Source organism: Streptomyces sp. NRRL S-646 (assembly GCF_000720765.1).
Classification (GTDB): domain Bacteria; phylum Actinomycetota; class Actinomycetes; order Streptomycetales; family Streptomycetaceae; genus Streptomyces.
This window is the reverse complement of sequence record NZ_JODC01000015.1, coordinates 222,681-239,223: the sequence shown is the minus strand read 5'-3', so window position 1 is coordinate 239,223 and position 16,543 is coordinate 222,681. Positions and strand designations below refer to the sequence as shown.

General features: G+C 71.8%; 14 protein-coding genes. 9 read left to right on the top strand and 5 right to left on the bottom strand.

Translation table 11 applies throughout. The features are described 5' to 3' along the window. Nucleotides 1-123 precede the first annotated feature (123 nt). The 6 genes from IH68_RS0136250 to IH68_RS0136225 all read left to right on the top strand — a co-directional run bounded on the left by IH68_RS0136250 (nt 124) and on the right by IH68_RS0136225 (nt 6,642). The gene (locus IH68_RS0136250) at nt 124-1,071 is read left to right on the top strand and encodes a phosphatase PAP2 family protein (protein ID WP_030943913.1); all 948 of its coding nucleotides are present in this window, start codon (nt 124-126) and stop codon (nt 1,069-1,071) included. Next, on the top strand, nt 1,022-2,182 hold the full coding sequence (locus IH68_RS0136245; RefSeq protein WP_030943910.1) for a hypothetical protein: 1,161 nt from the start codon (nt 1,022-1,024) through the stop codon (nt 2,180-2,182). Before IH68_RS0136250 ends, IH68_RS0136245 begins: the two co-directional genes overlap by 50 nt. Then, the gene (locus tag IH68_RS0136240) at nt 2,173-3,768 is read left to right on the top strand and encodes a hypothetical protein (RefSeq protein ID WP_030943907.1); all 1,596 of its coding nucleotides are present in this window, start codon (nt 2,173-2,175) and stop codon (nt 3,766-3,768) included. Before IH68_RS0136245 ends, IH68_RS0136240 begins: the two co-directional genes overlap by 10 nt. A gap of 196 nt (nt 3,769-3,964) precedes the next feature. Further along, complete coding sequence (locus tag IH68_RS0136235; RefSeq protein ID WP_030943904.1) at nt 3,965-5,317, top strand: AAA domain-containing protein; 1,353 nt, start codon at nt 3,965-3,967, stop codon at nt 5,315-5,317. Nucleotides 5,318-5,465: 148 nt separating this feature from the next. Continuing rightward, on the top strand, nt 5,466-5,831 hold the full coding sequence (locus IH68_RS0136230; RefSeq protein WP_030943902.1) for a hypothetical protein: 366 nt from the start codon (nt 5,466-5,468) through the stop codon (nt 5,829-5,831). 121 nt (nt 5,832-5,952) lie between these two features. Further along, on the top strand, nt 5,953-6,642 hold the full coding sequence (locus tag IH68_RS0136225; protein ID WP_234341710.1) for a bifunctional DNA primase/polymerase: 690 nt from the start codon (nt 5,953-5,955) through the stop codon (nt 6,640-6,642). Nucleotides 6,643-6,732: 90 nt separating this feature from the next. Here the strand turns inward: IH68_RS0136225 and IH68_RS0136220 are convergent, their stop codons facing one another. Then, nucleotides 6,733-8,016 (bottom strand): M6 family metalloprotease domain-containing protein, encoded by a 1,284-nt coding sequence (locus IH68_RS0136220; protein WP_051833899.1) that lies wholly within the window; start codon nt 8,014-8,016, stop codon nt 6,733-6,735. Between the two features lie 315 nt (nt 8,017-8,331). Between IH68_RS0136220 and IH68_RS0136215 the strand changes: the two genes are divergently transcribed. Then, complete coding sequence (locus IH68_RS0136215) at nt 8,332-10,194, top strand: putative bifunctional diguanylate cyclase/phosphodiesterase (protein ID WP_078912763.1); 1,863 nt, start codon at nt 8,332-8,334, stop codon at nt 10,192-10,194. 258 nt (nt 10,195-10,452) lie between these two features. Here the strand turns inward: IH68_RS0136215 and IH68_RS0136210 are convergent, their stop codons facing one another. From IH68_RS0136210 to IH68_RS0136200, 3 genes are all read right to left on the bottom strand, one after another. Next, on the bottom strand, nt 10,453-11,541 hold the full coding sequence (locus IH68_RS0136210; protein WP_030943895.1) for an LLM class flavin-dependent oxidoreductase: 1,089 nt from the start codon (nt 11,539-11,541) through the stop codon (nt 10,453-10,455). A 195-nt stretch (nt 11,542-11,736) separates the two neighbouring features. Continuing rightward, a complete protein-coding gene (locus IH68_RS0136205) occupies nt 11,737-12,468 on the bottom strand; it encodes an aspartate/glutamate racemase family protein (protein WP_030943886.1) in 732 nt (243 codons plus the stop codon). Next, complete coding sequence (locus IH68_RS0136200) at nt 12,465-13,262, bottom strand: aspartate/glutamate racemase family protein (RefSeq protein ID WP_030943883.1); 798 nt, start codon at nt 13,260-13,262, stop codon at nt 12,465-12,467. Before IH68_RS0136200 ends, IH68_RS0136205 begins: the two co-directional genes overlap by 4 nt. A 150-nt stretch (nt 13,263-13,412) precedes the next feature. On the opposite strand from IH68_RS0136200, the gene IH68_RS0136195 reads away from it, so the two are divergent. Then, the gene (locus IH68_RS0136195) at nt 13,413-14,360 is read left to right on the top strand and encodes a D-2-hydroxyacid dehydrogenase (protein ID WP_030943881.1); all 948 of its coding nucleotides are present in this window, start codon (nt 13,413-13,415) and stop codon (nt 14,358-14,360) included. Between the two features lie 22 nt (nt 14,361-14,382). Next, the gene (locus IH68_RS0136190) at nt 14,383-15,813 is read left to right on the top strand and encodes an amidase (protein ID WP_051833898.1); all 1,431 of its coding nucleotides are present in this window, start codon (nt 14,383-14,385) and stop codon (nt 15,811-15,813) included. Between the two features lie 122 nt (nt 15,814-15,935). Here IH68_RS0136190 and IH68_RS0136185 read toward each other — a convergent pair whose 3' ends face one another. Next, a complete protein-coding gene (locus IH68_RS0136185; protein WP_030943875.1) occupies nt 15,936-16,430 on the bottom strand; it encodes a DUF3830 family protein in 495 nt (164 codons plus the stop codon). Between the last annotated feature and the right edge of the window lie 113 nt (nt 16,431-16,543).

The window sequence follows — 16,543 nt, the reverse complement described above, 5'->3', positions numbered from 1 at the left end:
ACCCGGTGGGCGATCTCTGCGTCTTTGAGGACCGGGGCACCCGAAGCGGGTGCGCACGTACGCCGTAAAGTGGCACGACCGGCCCGCCGGGCGCCGCGCGAGAACGAAGGGGGAGGCGATCGGATGCCGAGGACCGAGACGACACCGGGCATCGAGGCAGCAACCCCGCCGACCCGTCTGCGCTGGTGGACCGAGCTGCCGCTGATCCTGCTGGTGTACGCCTGCTACTCGGCCGGCCGCCTCCTCGCACGCGGTGACACCTCGAACGCCGTCGACCACGGCGTGACGATCCTGCACATCGAGAAGTTCCTGCACATCAACGCCGAGCACCCGCTCAACCGGCTCTTCACGCGCGAGGCGTGGCTCGGCGTCCCGGCGGACTTCTGGTACGCGTCGCTGCATTACGTGGTCACGCCGGCGATCCTGGTCTGGCTGTTCAGATCGCGCGCCGTGCACTACCGCGCGGCCCGCACCTGGCTGATGACGTCCACCTTCTTCGGTCTGATCGGCTTCACCCTCCTGCCGACCTGCCCGCCGCGCCTCCTCTCCGCGGGCCACGGCTTCGTCGACACGATGGCCCAGTACAGCTCGTACGGCTGGTGGGGCGGCGAGGCCAGTGCCCCGCGCGGTCTCGGGGGGATGACGAACCAGTACGCGGCCATGCCGAGCCTGCATGTGGGCTGGGCACTGTGGTGCGGGGTCATGCTGTGGCGGTACGGCAGGACGCGTACGACGAAGGTCGCCGCCGTCGCCTACCCGTTGCTCACCACGATCGTGGTCATGGGCACCGCCAACCACTACTTCCTCGACGCGGTCGCGGGTGTGGCCGTGATGGGCGTCGGGCTGTTCCTGACGCCGTACGTCATGCGGGGCGCGGACGCGATCAGGGAGCGGCTGTCCTTCGGCGCAGGGGACGCTCAGGTCGCAGGTTCCTCAATTGTCAGTGCCGGATGCCAGACTTCCGCGGGTGAGCGAATTCCACGGCAGCGCGAGTCCCGGATCGGATCCGGAGCCGAGCCGGGTGCCTCTCCCACGGACGCGGGGGAAGGCGCTCCGGCAGCGGCTCGCTGAGCTGCGCGGTCCCGACGTACCGGCCAAGGCGCTGGACGCGCGCGCCCTGGCCGCCCTCGCCGCCAACCCCGGTTGCAGACGGCGCGCGATCCTGGACGGCGCCGGGGTGAACAAGGCGGCGGTGGCGAGCGCGCTGGGTGCGCCTTCGGCCTTCGGGCAGTCGCAGTTCGCGTTCACGCGGGGCAACGCGTTCGAGGCGAAGGTCAAGGCGGACGGCGGCGCGGAGCTGCTCAGGCTGGTGCACGAGAAGCTGGACCAGCGGGCGGAGCCGCCCGCCGACGCCCAGGTGCCGGACCTCTCCGCGCCCGGCCCCGAGGGTCGCGCGGCGCGTACGGCGCTGGCGCTGCGCGAGGCCACCGCGGCCGTCGGCAGCTGGACGCTCCTCGACCACCCGATGCTCGCGCTCCACGTGGCGGGCTCCCCCGCGTTCCTGGAGCCGGACGCCGTGGTGGTGCACCCCGACGGCAGCTGGACGGTCGTGGAGATCAAGTCCTTCCCGATGCTGGACGGGTCCGCGGACCCGGCGAAGGTGGGCGCGGCGGCACGCCAGGCAGCGGTGTACGTGCTGGCACTGGAAGAGGTCGCCGCCCACCTCGACCCCGCTCCCGAGGTACGGCACCGGATCCTCCTGGTCTGCCCCAAGGACTTCTCCAACCTCCCGACCGCCTCGGCCGTCGACGTGCGCAAGCAGCGTGCGGTCACCGGCCGCCAGCTGGCCCGTCTCACCCGTATCGAGGACATCGCGGACACGCTCCCCGAGGGCACCTGCTTCTCCCCGGAGCTGCCCGTCGCCGAGCTGACCTCGGCCGTGGAGTCGGTCCCGGCGACATACGCGCCCGAGTGCCTGTCCGCCTGCGAGCTGGCCTTCCACTGCCGCGACCGCTCCCGCGCGGCCGGCGCGGTGACGTCCCTGGGCCGCTCGCTCCGCGCCGAACTGGGCGGCCTGACGACGGTCGAGGAGGTCCTGTCCGCGGCTCGGGGAGCAACCGGAGACCCGGAGGATCCAGCGGTGATGGCGTTGCGGAGGGCGGCGCGGCTGCGCGCCGAGGCACTGCAGAACTGCGGACCACAGGTCCCGGCCCCCTGTTCGGAGGAGGCCTCGTGTCGCTGATCACGACGCTCGCCCGGCTGGAAGCCTGTCGCACCGGCCGCGCCCAGCCCGCCGCCACCGTCCGGCACCGGCATCTGTCCGAGCGGCCCCTCGTCTTCGTGCCGCTCACCACGGCGGGCGAGGCCGGCGCCCCGCTCGGCGCGCTGGTGGGCACCGACCGGGACGCGCCGCGCCTGCTGGCCGTGCCGCAACCGCGCGACCGTGACCTCAGGTTCGCGTTCCTGGCCGAACTGGCCGATGTCGTCCTGCCGTATCTCGACGCGTACGCGCAGGACGTGGAGGCCGCCGAGCGGAACGAGACCGACCCGGAGACCGGCAAGCGGGTCAAGGTCGAGGTCGAACTGTGCGCGGACGCCCCGCAGCTGATCGTGCCGAGCCGCGCGGGTGTCGACTTCGTACGGCTGCTGGGCCGCTCCATGCGCTTCAGGCGTACGGCGGAACAGAACCCGGAGACCCCGTATCCCGCTCCCCCGCGCGTGCCGCTGCTCGGCCGCTGGCTGACGCACTTCGGGGAGCGCGCCCGCGTCCCCGGCTCCTCCCTCCTGCTGGCGATGACGGACGTCCTGTCCCGGCACTGGGCGACCGGTCAGTCCACCCTGGAGGACCAGCACCTGGGCGCCCTGCTCGCCTGGATCGATGCGCCGGACGGCTCGACGGGCGCCGAGGCCGCCCTGCACGCCGAGCTGGCGCGTGACGCCAAGGGCCAACTGCTCTGCCCGCCCGCCGGACCGGCCACCGACCCGGCGTTCGACAACAAGCTGCTCGCGCCCGCGATCGAGCGCTACGACCGCGCGCGTACGGCATTCGCCGCCGCCGAGGACGGTCTGGAGGCGGACGACCGGCTCGGCGAACTGACCGCCGCCGAGCGGGAGATCCGCGAGCTGGTGCTGAGCCGCACCCTGCCCACCTGGGAGAGGGTCTGGCAGGGCCTCGACCTGCTGCGGGCGCTGCCCGACGGGGCGCATGTCGAGGAGCGGTGGACGCGCGACCGCTGGTCGTTCACCGGCCACCGTGACCGGATCGTCGCGGGTGAGCCGCCGCAGCCGCGCCGAGACGACGCGGTCACCGCCGCCAACAAGCTCGCCGCGCGCGAGCGCGAACAGGCCCGGCTGGAGGCCCAGGAGGCGCTCGACGATCCGCTGGTGATGGCGGGGCGGCGGCTGTCCGGGGAGGCGTTCGCCGGGGAGGTGACGGATGTCGTGATGGCGTACAGCGAGGGCAAGCGGCCCAGCCCCCGCCCGCTGGTCACCGTACGGACGGAGGACCGTCCGCACCTGGGCGAGCGGGTCAAGGTGTACCGCTCGCTGGGCGGCAAGCCGCAGGCGGCGGAGTTCGTCGGGCGTGAGGCGGAGGATCTGCTCGTGCTGCGCGTCGTCGACAAGATGGGCCGCGGCAAGGAGCCCGAGGCCGGCTCGGTGCCCGAGAAGGGCGACCGGCTCTGCTTCACCCTCTTCGAGCACGAGCAGCGCGGCGGCCCGAAGCTGCCCGACCCGGAGGAGACTCCCTGGACGCACGGCGGACCGCCGGGCGAGGCGGCCGCCATGCCCGAAATCGCCGACAACGTGACCGCGGAGGACGTCCTTTGAACCCTCCATCCCGCGAACGAGACGGATTCCTGGCTCACGCTGCTCGATCGCTCGGCGAGCGAACGAGTCTTCCGCGATCAACACCAGCCGGGTTGGAACCAGCCCGGTTTCCCCAGAGATTGGAGGTTGCTGTGCTGGCTTGGTTCTCGCTCAGCACGCGACGGCACTACCATCCGTCACCCGAATGGCACAACCAGTGACGAGCCGCACTCGGGAAGCTCCGCCCGACCCCAGCGCCCTGGCCGCCGAGGCCACCGACGCCATCCTCCGCGACACCCTGCACGGCACCCACCGGGGCGTGGTCGTCGACTCCCCGCCGGGTGCCGGAAAGTCCACGCTCGTCGTCCGTGCGGCCCTCGAACTGGCCGATGCGGGACGCCCGTTGATGATCGTCGCCCAGACGAACGCCCAGGTCGACGACCTCGTGCTGCGGCTCGCGGAGAAGAACGGGGAACTCCCCGTCGGCCGTCTCCACAGCAGCGACACGGACCCCTACGACAAGGCGCTCGACGACCTGCCGAACGTCCGCAAGTCGGCGAAGGCGGGCGACCTGAGCGGCCTCTCGGTCGTCGTCTCCACGGCCGCGAAGTGGGCGCATGTGAAGGTCGACGAGCCGTGGCGGCACGCCATCGTGGACGAGGCGTACCAGATGCGCTCGGACGCGCTGCTCGCCGTGGCGGGGCTGTTCGAGCGGGCACTCTTCGTGGGCGACCCGGGCCAGCTCGACCCCTTCTCCATCGTGGGCAGCGAGCAGTGGGCGGGGCTGTCGTACGACCCCTCGGCCTCCGCCGTGACCACCCTCCTGGCCCACAACCCCGACCTGCCGCAGCACCGCCTGCCGGTGTCCTGGCGCCTCCCGGCCTCCGCGGCTCCCCTGGTCTCGGACGCCTTCTACCCGTACACGCCCTTCCGCAGCGGCACGGACCACGGCGACCGCGGCCTCTCCTTCGCCGTCCCGTCCGACGGCTCCGGCCCCGACCGGGTGATCGACGAGGCGGCCGAGTCGGGCTGGGGCCTGCTGGAGCTGCCCGCCCGGCACACCCCGCGCACCGACCCCGAGGCGGTGCGGGCGGTGGCGACCGTCGTACGGCGGCTGCTGGACCGAGGCGGTGCGGCGACCTCGGAGCGCGCGCCCGAGGAGCCCGCGCCGCTGACCGCGGACCGGATCGCCGTCGGCACGGCTCACCGCGACCAGGCGGCGGCCGTCCGCGCGGCACTCGCGGAGCTGGGGGTCATGGACGTCACGGTCGACACGGCGAACCGCCTCCAAGGCCGCGAATACGACGTCACGGTGGTCCTCCACCCCCTCTCCGGCCGCCCCGACGCCACCGCCTTCCACCTGGAAACAGGCCGCCTGTGCGTCCTCGCCTCCCGCCACCGCCACGCATGCATCGTGGTCTGCCGGGCGGGGGTGAGCGAGCTCCTGGACGACTACCCGTCCACGGAGCCGGTGCAGCTGGGAACGCTGGTGAAGTTCCCGGACGGCTGGGAGGCCAACCACGCGGTGCTGGCACGGCTGGCCGAGCACCGGGTGGGCTGGCAGCCGTGACCGCGGTGCCGGCCCGGCTCGGGGAACATCGGGTGGCGTTCCGACCTTGAGAGACCCGGGGTCCCGGGCCCACTTGCGTGGCCGCGGGACAATGGACGGTGGCCCGGTCCCTGGACGGGTCGATCGCGACGTACGAGGAGGAGAAGACATGGCGGAGCCCACGCCGCGTCGGAACGAACCGCGGCTACGCCCCGCGCCCCTGCTCTTCGAGCCCGCGGAGGCGGCCTCCGACCCTGAGCACTTCTTCGACCTGGAGTCGATCGACGATCCGCGGGCGCTGCTGGCCCGCTCCACGGAGCTGGCGCAGGCGTTCCGCGCCGCGGCCGACCGGGCGGTGGAGTTCCAGGCGATGGCGGCCGCGCAGCTGGCGGACCCGCGGCGGTTCGACCGGCTGACGCCGGCGGACATCGCGGAACGCGCCGAGTGGACCGAGGACTATGCCAAGAAGATGGTCGAGTACGGACGGGACCTGATGAGCGGGGCCGAAGGGCGGGGCTCCGCGGACCCGGTGTGAACACGGTCCGCTTCGCTTTGGCATATGCCAGGCGGGCAAGATACTCCTCCCCTCTCCCACCTGTCCCGGTTTCCGGCAACTGTCGGGAGCGGTGCGTTCACAGCCGGTAGACATAGATGTCATGAGCAGCGAACGCACCGACCTGTTCTCCGACCGCTACGACATCAGCGGAGTCACCGCGGACGGAGCCGCCTGGCTCGCCTCGGCAGGGGCGTATCCGCGCAGCACACTCGCCCTCTGGAAGGAGCACGCCGACGCCCCGGTGGTGCTCCCGTGCGGCACGGCCTTCGACGTCGTCAGTGCGCCCGCGGTCTTCGCGCGCCGGATGGTCGACCGGCTGTGGGACGAGGGGCCGGGCTCCGGTCCGGTGGCGTCCTTCCGGGGCCGGATGCTCCTGTTCGCCGCGCCCGGCACGGCCCAGCGGCTGCCCTCGCTGCTGCGCTGGGAGGAGTTCGGCCGCACGGGAGCGATCCCGCCACTGCTGTGCCACGGCAACGGCGACGCGGTGACCGTCCCACCCCTGCTCGCGCCCACCCCGCCGGCCTCCCCCGACTCCCGCTGGCTGGTCGCTCCGGACACCCGTCATCCCTGGCTGCCGGGCCCCGAGATCCTGCTCTGGGCGGCCGTGACTCTTAATCAGCGGGTCCGGGGTTCGAGTCCCTGGCGGCGCACGATGGCGATGGCGAGGCATGTTCGCGGAAAGCGCGAACCGGTCTCGCCATCGTTGTTTTTGCGCGGCTTCGCCGCGCGTTGTGGGGGCTTCGCCACCCACACCCCCCATACACCGGCGGCTGTCGTGGCCGCAGGGTGAAGAAGCCGGCCCCCGTCCTTGAGACCGCGCGCGGCGAGGGCTCCGCCGCCCCGCTTCACCGGTGGCTGCCGTCACCGCAGGGCGAAGAAGTCACCCGTCGGCTGTGATCTTCACCGTCCACGCACCCGAAACCGTCCGCCGCCCCTCCACGTCCACCCGGATCCCCTCCCCCGGAACTGTGAAGGTCTCGCCCAGGGCGACCGGGGCGTCCGCGAGGGGTGGATAGACGGAGTTCTCCCAGCACGCCTCCGTGTGCGGGTGGGCGTCGATCACCTCGATCGGGCCGCCGCCGGACTGCGCACCGCCGCGCACCCGGTACACGAGGATCCCCGACCGGCAGGCCGCCGTATCGTTGCCGACCGGCCCGCGCGCCTCGAAGGCGAGCACGCTGTCGTGGCCGGTCCGCACCACCGCGAGCTTCACGCCGCGCCCGAGCCCGAAGGCCGGCGGCCCCGCCACCCCCCCGACCGCGGCCCCCGGCGAGGCACCCAGCGGCTCCAGCGTCAGCCGCGTGACGCCCGCCTCCCGCACACACACCACCTGCCGCGGCGCCAGCCACCCCAGCTTCCACTTGTGCCAGCCGAACAGATCAGGTGCCAGCCCGAACTGGCTGCCCATCAGGTCCCAGTCCCCGACATAGGTGTCCCAGTCGCCCTTGCCGTCGTCGGGCCGGTGGTACAGATCCGGCAGGTCGAAGACATGTCCGGTCTCGTGGGCCAGCACAAGCCGGTCCGGCGGGTGCTTCTCGAACACCGTCACGACCCGGCGGATGTCCGTGCCGTCGGCCCTGAGCGGAGTGTCCAGGTTGACGACCTTCGTCGCGTCCGAGTCCACGCCGGGCGCGTCCGGGTCGGCGACGAAGTAGACGATGTCGTAGCGGGAGAAGTCGACCTGCGGGTCGGCGACGGCGAGCGCGTCGTGCAGGTATGCGGACCGGTGCTCGGCGTTCCAGTCCCGCTTCATGGCGTACGCCGTGGACGGCCTCGGCATCCGGATCCAGTGCCGCAGCGGATGCGGATGGAGGGTGAACCTGCCGTAGGAGGCGCGTTCGAAGTAGCGGCTGGTGGCCGGGAAGTGGTCGGCGGTCAGCTGGGCGGGCGTGGTCCGCGGGACGGCGTCCGGGAAGGAAAGGAAGATCATCACGGCGTTCAGCGCACGGGTCGGCCGCGGATATGCGGCGTTCCAGGTGTCGAGGCCCTCCGAGTGATGGGCGTCGGTGCGCTGCAGTGCGCACGGCACCGCCGAGAACGGTTCGGCGATCGACGGCCCGGTCACCAGCGAGGTCGCGGCGAGCGCCGACAGGGTGGTGAACACGGCGGCGGTGCTGCGCAGTCGGGAACCCCTGAAATCCTTGAGGGGGGACTGACACGGCACAGGGACCTCCGGGGGCGGTACTCGGGACACCGCACCCAGCCTGAGTCAGTTTGTCGTATTACGCCCTGTTCGCCTGCCCCAGAAGAGTGACTCGGCCACGAGGCCCGATCAGAGCCGACACCCCCGAAACGCTCACGGAACGTCACAAGCGGTCAGGCGCCCCAACGACCCGTCCAGCCGCGGGCAGAAACGATCTGTCAGAAGTGCCGCCCGATCCGGGACACTGGGCGTGGGGTGGAAGGCCCTCGGGTCTGCCTCTATGATCGGCACACTTTCCGGCACGGACAGAGATCGAGTGCACTGCGGGAGCGAGCGGTGAGCGGAACGTCCGAAGGGCCGGCGCCCGCGGCAGACCTCGACCGGGGCGCTGTAACAGAGAGTAACAACTATGCGTCTCCTCGTACCGAGCCGCTGACGACTCGCACGGAGTCGCCTGCGTACCGCTCGGTCTTCACGGCTGCGCCGCTGGCCATGGCGGTCGTCGACCGCGAGGGGCTGGTGGTCAGCGCCAACGACGGGTTCGGCGCCCTGTTCGGCAGCGCACCCGAGGAGTTGGCCGGCCGCCTCGCCGCCGACCTGGTGGACCTGGCGTCCGACGCCCGCACCTGGCACGCGTACCGCGAGGTGCTGCGCGGCCGCGAGGCCAGGCTGCGCTGCACGCGCCGGCTGAAGCACCCCGACGGGCATTCGGTGTGGGTGCAGGTCTCCGTCACCCCCCTCGGCCAGGACGGGTGCGTCCTGGTGTGCCTCACCGACATCAGCGCCCACCGTGAACTGCAGGGCCGGCTGAGGCACTTGCAGATGCACGACCCGGTGACGCGGCTGCCCAACCGCACCCTGTTCTTCGAGCGGCTTACGGCCACGCTGGAGGCGGAGTCGTACGAGGAGAGCGGCACCGGGCGGATCGGGCTGTGCTATCTCGACCTGGACGGCTTCAAGGCCGTCAACGACACACTCGGCCATCGCGTCGGCGACCGGCTGCTGGCCGCTGTGGCCGAACGCCTCACGCGCTGCGCCGACGAGGCGGGTTACGGCAGAACGAGCGCACCGCTGGTGGCGAGACTCGGCGGCGACGAGTTCGCCCTGCTGGTGGAGGACTCCACGGGCACGGAGCAACTCGCCGAGCTGGCGGAGGCGGTGCTGGAGGCGGTGCAGGCGCCGTTCGACCTCGCCGGTCAGCGGGTGTCGGTGTCGGCGTCGATCGGTGTGGTGGAGCGGCGCGCGGCCGACACCACCGCCACCGCCCTGATGCAGGCGGCCGACACCACGCTCTACTGGGCGAAGGCCGACGGAAAGGCCCGCTGGACGCTCTTCGACCCGGAGCGCAACGCCCACCGCATGACCCGCCAGGCCCTGGCCTCAACACTCCGCCCCGCCATTGAACGCGACGAATTCGTTCTCGAATACCAGCCGTTGGTGGGGATGGAGGACGGGCGGCTGCGCGGTGTCGAAGCCCTGGTCCGTTGGAACCATCCTCAGTTCGGCATGCTGACGCCGAATCGGTTCATCGGATTGGCGGAGGAAGACGGCTCGATCGTGCCACTGGGCCGCTGGATCCTGCGCACCGCCTGCCGCCAGGCGCGTCGCTGGCAGGTGGACCACCCGGAGGAGCCGCCGTTGTTCGTGAGCGTCAATGTGGCGGTGCGTCAGGTCTGGGACTCGGACCTGGTGGCCGATGTGGCCGAGACGCTCGCCGAGACCGGGCTCGCGCCCCATCTGCTCCAGCTGGAGCTCACGGAGTCCGCGGTGATGGGCTCGGCGGGCCGCCCCCTGCAAGCCCTCCAGGCCCTCAGCGGTATGGGCGTCGGCATCGCGATCGACGACTTCGGCACGGGCTACTCGAACCTGGCGTACCTCAGCCGGCTGCCGGTGTCGGTCCTGAAGCTGGACGGCTCCTTCGTACGGGGCTTCCAGTACGAGAGCGACAAGGAGGGCGCCGTCCCGCCGAACCCGGCCGACGAGGTCGTCGTCGAGGCGATGATCCAGCTCGCCCACCGCCTGGGCATCACGGTCACCGCGGAGTGCGTGGAGACATCGGCACAGGCATCCCGCCTGCGACGCATCGGCTGCGACACCGGCCAGGGGTGGCTGTATTCACGACCGGTGTCACCGGACCGCATCTCCGAACTGCTCGGCCCCCGACCACGGGCCGGGGAACGCCTGATCGGCAACTCGTAGCCCCACAAGGCCAGTTCGCGCGAGCGCCGTCCCGACCCGGCGGGAGGTCTGGGTGGGGCCCCGGGGGGATTGGTCTGCGTTCGTGTGAACTGCTGGCGTGTGTCTTCGGGTTGTCCGCCGTGCTGTGTGATCACACCACCGAACCACCCCACTCCCGGCCGCGCGCCCAACATCAAACGGACGACGACCCGCCCTCCACCGAGGCCTGCCGGCCGGATCACGGCGCCGGACCACTTGGCCCCGCTGCCCCGAGCGGGATCAGGTGGTCGGGAAGCCGTAAGCCTCCGCGATGAGTTCGTACGAGCGCAGTCGTACGTCTCCGCTGTGGGCGTTGCCTGTGATCATCAACTCGTCGGCGCCGGTGCGCTTCTGGAGGTCGTCGAGGCCGGTGCGGACCTCGTCCGGGGTGCCGTGGATGACGTTGGCGTTCCAGGAGTCGACGAACTCCCGCTCCATCGGGCTGAATTCGTAGGCCTCGGCCTCCTCGGGGGTCGGGACGAGGCCGGGGCGGCCGGTGCGCAGGCGGACCATGTTGAGGGCGGCGGCCAGGACCTGGCGGCGGGCCTCCTTCTCGTCGTCGGTGGCGAGCGCGGAGACGCCGATGAGGGCGTAGGGGGCGTCCAGGACGGCGGAGGGCCGGAAGGACTCGCGGTACAGGTCCAGCGCCGGGATGGTGTTCTGCGCCGAGAAGTGGTGCGCGAAGGCGAAGGGCAGGCCGAGGACGCCGGCCAGGCGGGCACTGAAGCCGGAGGAGCCGAGCAGCCACAGCGGCGGACGGTGGGGGGACTGGACACCGCCGGGCGAGGTCGACTGGATCGGGCCGGGCACGGCGTGGATACGGCGGTACGGGTGACCGTCCGGGAAGTCGTCGTCCAGGAAGCGGGTGAGCTCCGCCAGCTGCTCGGGGAAGTCGTCGGCGCCCTCGTTCAGGCGGTCCGTGCGACGCAGGGCCGCGGCGGTGGCGCCGTCCGTGCCGGGGGCGCGGCCGAGGCCCAGGTCGATGCGGCCCGGAGCCATGGCCTCCAGCGTGCCGAACTGCTCGGCGATGACGAGCGGCGCGTGGTTGGGGAGCATGACACCGCCGGAGCCGAGCCGGATGCGTTCGGTGTGGGCGGCGAGGTGGGCGAGGATCACGGCGGGGGACGAGGAGGCGACGCCCGGCATGGAGTGGTGCTCGGCGACCCAGTACCGGTGGAAGCCACGGTTCTCTGCGAGGCGGGACAGTGCCACGCTGGTACGGAGGGCATCGCTGGCCGTGCGCCCGGCGCCGACGGTGACCAGGTCCAGCACGGAGAGGGGTACCGGGGCGGTGCCCTGTGCCGTCCCTCGGATACCGTCCGCCGCCACGTTCTCGTCTGCCGTCACGGTGAGTGCCTCCTGTTTTCGGCCTTGCTGTCCGTCCAGCGGTAACAGGAGGCACTCTCCGCTTTATTCCCTGGGGCCTGAAGTCAGCCCCTCCGGCGTTTGAGGAGCGGGGGCCCGGGGGCTGGCCCCCGGGACGGGACGGGACGGGACGGGTAGGGGCGGCGGGGGCGAAAAACCTCAGACCTGCACGATCGGCTCCCGAGTGAACAACGCCCCCAGCATCGGCGCATTCACCCGCCGATCCGCCAGCCGCAAGGCTTCCCACACAGTGACCTGGTTGGCGGTGAGAACCGGCTTCCCCAGCTCCTTCTCCAGCGCCGGAATGTGCGCAGCAGTGTGCAGCGCCGTATCCGGCAGCAGAACCGCCTCCGCATCCGCCCGATCAGCCTCGCGAGCCAGCAGCAACACCTCCGCCTCGCCCCAGGTGCCGACCTCCGCCGCCGTGATGATCCCGGCGCCGCGGACGGACGTCACCTCCGCGCCGCCCGCCCGCAGGAAGTCCGCGAACAGGCCGGCCACGTCCTCGGGGTAGGTCGCACCGACCGCCACCCGCCGCGCCCCGACCTCCTGCAGCGCGTGCACGAAGGCGAAGGACGTCGACGAAGCCGGCAGCCCGGCCGCTCGGGCCAGGGCGCGCACCTGCTCCTGGGCGCCCTCCCAGCCGTAGACGAAGCTCCCGCTGGTGCACGCCCACACCACCGACTCCGCGCCCGCCATGCGCAGCTCCTCGACCCCCGCCGCGAGCCGGTCGGCCGAGCCCATCTCCCGCAACGCGTCCACCCGGTGGGCGTCCTCGCCGATGTCGGTGTGGACGACGTCGAGGCGGATGTTGCTGCCGAGCAACTGCTCGATGCGTGGGTATTCGTCCTCGGCGGAGTGGCCGGGATAGAGGAATCCGAGTGCCGTCATGACCTGCCTTCCTGCTGCTGTTCACCGTCCGGGAGCTGTGGCAGTACGGGACCGGAGCGCGCCGCCGGATCGATCAGCGCCTGATACGGTCCCACCGCCCGGGTACCCAGTCGGGACAGCGCAGCCCACATCGTCACCTGGTTGGCCGAGATCACCGGGATGCGCAGTTCGGCCTCCAGTTGCGGGATGACGTCGTAGGTCGGGAGGTTGGTGCAGCTGATGAACAGGACGTCGGCCGGCCGTCGAACGGCCTTGTGGGCCATGGCGACCACATCGCGGTACGGGACCTTCCAGATGTGCCGGGTCAGGCCCATGTACGCGCGTCCGGTGACCTTGACGCCGGCCTCGGCGACGTACTCCTCCAGTGCGCGTGTCACCGACACGGTGTACGGCGTCACCAGTGCCACCCGCCGGGCGCCGAGCGCCACCAGGGCCTCCAGCAGGGCGCCCGAGGTGGTGACGGACGGGATCGCACCGGCCCGGGTCATCGCCGCGCACATCGCGCGCTCCCCGGCGATTCCGCCGACGAAGCTGCCGGAGGTGCAGGCGTACGCGACGACCTCCGGCCCGACCGCGTTCAGGGTGCGGACCGCGTCGTCCAGCGTCTCGTGCTCGCTGACCAGCCGGGCCAGGTCGAGGCTCACCTCGACCGGCACGAACGGCGTCCGTGTCAGATGCAGCGAGACGTCGTCCGGGACCCAGCGCCACAGCTCGCGGTCCAGAGCGAAGTCGAAGGGGGCGACCACACCCACACCCCGCTGGGGAAGTGGTCCGCCGAGAAAGGAAACATCCATGGCACCCATGGCGCCACCGCCTCACCGTGAGAAACAGCGGAGCAACGGACCCCCCATCGCACCCGTGTTGACGAAGGTAGGTTCGGGTGCGAGCGTGGTCAAACCTCCCATGTCAGACGGCCGCAACCTCCCGTAGAAACGGCTTTCCGCATGACCACCCCGACGCTTCTCGTCCTGGACACCGACCCACTGCCCCGCCTCGGCAGACTCACCGGCCGCGCCCGGATCGAGCACACGGACGAGTCGACGCTCGCCGAGCGGCTGCCGCACGCGGACGTCCTGCTGGTCTGGGACTTCGCCTCCCGGGCCGTACGTTCCGCCTGGCCGGGCGAGGGCCCGCGGCCGCGCTGGGTGCACACGGCGAGCGCGGGCGTGGACCACCTGATGTGTCCGGAACTCGCCGCCTCCGACACCGTGGTCACCAACGCACGCGGTGTCTTCGACCAGCCCATCGCCGAGTACGTCGCCGCGCTCGTCCTCACCATGGCCAAGGACCTGCCGCGGACCTGGGAGCTGCAGCGGGAGCGGACCTGGCGGCACCGCGAGACGCAGCGGGTCGCGGGCACGCGCGCGTGCGTCGTCGGTTCCGGGCCCATCGGCCGTACGATCGCCCGCACGCTCAAGGCGCTCGACATGACGACGGCGATCGTCGGGCGCACCCCGCACACCGGCATCTACGGCCCGAACGACCTGGACCGGCTGATCGCCCGCGCCGACTGGGTGATCGCGGCCGCCCCGCTCACCGAGCAGACGCACGGCATGTTCGACGCGCGCCGCTTCGGGGTGATGCAGCCCTCCGCGCGCTTCATCAACATCGGGCGCGGCGGTCTGGTCGTCGAGGACGCGCTCGCCCAGGCGCTGGCCAAGCGGTGGATCGCGGGCGCCGCGCTGGATGTCTTCGAGCACGAACCCCTCACCCCCGACAGCCCGTTGTGGGAGTGCCCGGGCCTGATCGTGTCCCCGCACATGAGCGGTGACACGATCGGCTGGCGCGATCAACTCGGCACTCAGTTCGTGGAGTTGTACGAGCGCTGGGAGGCGGGCAGACCTCTGCTGAACGTGGTGGACAAGAAGCGCGGGTACGTACCAGGACGCTGAACCGCCAAGCGATGGAGGGCAGATGACGCACCGCGATCTCGACCTCGACCTCGACCTCGACCTCACCGAGCTGACCGCCGTACGGATCGTCGAGGGCTACCGCAAGGGCGAGTTCAGTCCGGAGGAGGTCACGCGGGCCGCACTGGAGCGGGCCGAGCGGATCCAGCCGGAGGTGAACGCCTTCGTGCGGCTGCTCGCCGACGAGGCCCTCGCCCAGGCCCGGGAGTCGACGGAGCGATGGCGGCGCGGCGAACCGAAAGGGCTGGTGGACGGGGTCCCGACAACGGTCAAGGACATCATCCTGCTGCGCGGCGCCCCCACCCTCAAGGGCTCCAAGACGATTTCCGAGCACGGTGGTTGGGGCGAGGACGCCCCCTCCGTCGCCCGCCTCCGCGAGCAGGGAGCCGTGTTCATCGGCAAGACCACGACCCCCGAGTTCGGCTGGAAGGGCGTCACGGACTCGCCGCGGTCCGGGGTCACCCGCAATCCGTACGACCCGACCCGCACCGCGGGCGGCTCCAGCGGCGGCGCGGCGGCGGCCGTGGCGCTGGGCGCGGGGCCCCTCGCGCTGGGCACGGACGGCGGCGGCAGCGTCCGTATCCCGGCGGCCTTCTGCGGCATCTTCGCCCTGAAGCCGACGTACGGCAGGGTGCCCCTCTACCCGGCGAGTGCCTTCGGCACCCTGGCCCACGTCGGCCCGATGACCCGGGACGCGGCGGACGCGGCCCTGCTCCTGGACGTGATCGGGGTGCCCGACCACCGCGACTGGTCGGCGCTGCCCGCCGCGCCGGACTCCTTCGTCGCCGGACTGTCCGGCGGGGTGAAGGGCCTGCGGATCGCCTACTCGCCGTCCCTCGGCGGCCAGGTGGCGGTGCAGCCCGCGGTGGCGGCCGCGGTACGGCGGGCGGTGGAACGGCTGGCCGAACTCGGCGCGTACGTCACCGAGGCCGACCCCGACTTCACCGACCCGGTGGACGCCTTCCACACCCTGTGGTTCTCCGGGGCGGCCCGGGTGACCCAGCAACTGGGCCCCGAGCAGCGCAAGTTGCTCGACCCGGGCCTGAGGGAGATCTGCGCGGCGGGCGCCCGCCTCTCCGCCCTCGACTACCTCGCCGCGGTCGACGTCCGTATGGAACTCGGCCGCCGCATGGGCCGCTTCCACGAGTCCTACGACCTCCTCGTCACCCCGACGCTGCCGATCACGGCGTTCGAGGCGGGCGCCGAGGTGCCGAAGGGCTCCGGCCACCGGCGCTGGACCGGGTGGACCCCGTTCACGTACCCCTTCAACATGACCCAGCAGCCGGCGGCGACCGTCCCGGTCGGGACGGACGGGGACGGTCTGCCGATCGGTCTGCAACTGGTGGCGGCGCGGCACCGGGACGCACTGGTGCTGCGGGCGGCGCATGCGCTGTTCGGGGCGGAGGTTGCCGGGACGCCACGCAGGGTCCGGTGAACCTGGGTCGGAGCCTGCCCTGGAATGCTTTGAGCTGGTGTTTCATGCGTTTCAGCGAGCGCCTCGCGTCCGCCGCCCCGGCCACTTCGCGACCGCCGAACTGCGGTGAGACGAGTGTGACCTCACACCCGCTGGAAGCTGAGCGTCTCCCCCGCCGCCCCCGACCGCCACAGGTCGTTGCAGGCCTCGGCCATCACGTCGAGGCCCTCGGTCACCTGGCCCCAGACGATTCCCGGAACCCAGCCCACGTCCCCGTTGAGGAGCAGGTTGTTGCGCTCGTAGAAGAGGGCGAGGTCGACGACCGTGGTGCCGGGGCGTACGTCGGTGCCGTAGCCGTAGGCCTTGGTGCCCAGCTCCGTGCCGGCGAAGGAGAAGTAGCAGAGGTCGCCGGGGATCGGCGTGACCGTCGGGTTCTCCAGGGGTGGCTCCCGGTCGGCGAAGGGCGGGAACAGCGCGTAGATCTCGTTGCGTGCGTATTTGGCGTGATAGACCTCGCCACTCAGTGGAAGGGCGTCCCACACCGCCGCACAGGTGTGCGGCGCGCGCTCGTCGAGGAGCTTCGCCGTGCAGTGGACGCCCCGCTTGACCAGCGAGACTTCGATGTGACGGTCGGCCATGTGCCCTCCTGTGGACCTGCCTTCAGCTGGGTCTGCTCAGCCCTGTATGCCACGCCCCCGCCGCCGTTGCACGTTCGGTCACCTCCCCAAGAGTCAATGGCAGCGGTGGTGCC

What these genes read in the sequence shown, in the direction of transcription:
- IH68_RS0136250 (WP_030943913.1), top strand. Translation starts at nt 124, where the DNA reads ATGCCGAGGACCGAGACGACACCGGGCATCGAGGCAGCAACCCCGCCG.
- IH68_RS0136230 (WP_030943902.1), top strand. Translation starts at nt 5,466, where the DNA reads ATGGCGGAGCCCACGCCGCGTCGGAACGAACCGCGGCTACGCCCCGCG.
- IH68_RS0136225 (WP_234341710.1), top strand. Translation starts at nt 5,953, where the DNA reads ATGAGCAGCGAACGCACCGACCTGTTCTCCGACCGCTACGACATCAGC.
- IH68_RS0136205 (WP_030943886.1), bottom strand. Translation starts at nt 12,468, where the DNA reads ATGACGGCACTCGGATTCCTCTATCCCGGCCACTCCGCCGAGGACGAA.
- IH68_RS0136200 (WP_030943883.1), bottom strand. Translation starts at nt 13,262, where the DNA reads ATGGATGTTTCCTTTCTCGGCGGACCACTTCCCCAGCGGGGTGTGGGT.
- IH68_RS0136195 (WP_030943881.1), top strand. Translation starts at nt 13,413, where the DNA reads ATGACCACCCCGACGCTTCTCGTCCTGGACACCGACCCACTGCCCCGC.
- IH68_RS0136190 (WP_051833898.1), top strand. Translation starts at nt 14,383, where the DNA reads ATGACGCACCGCGATCTCGACCTCGACCTCGACCTCGACCTCACCGAG.
- IH68_RS0136185 (WP_030943875.1), bottom strand. Translation starts at nt 16,430, where the DNA reads ATGGCCGACCGTCACATCGAAGTCTCGCTGGTCAAGCGGGGCGTCCAC.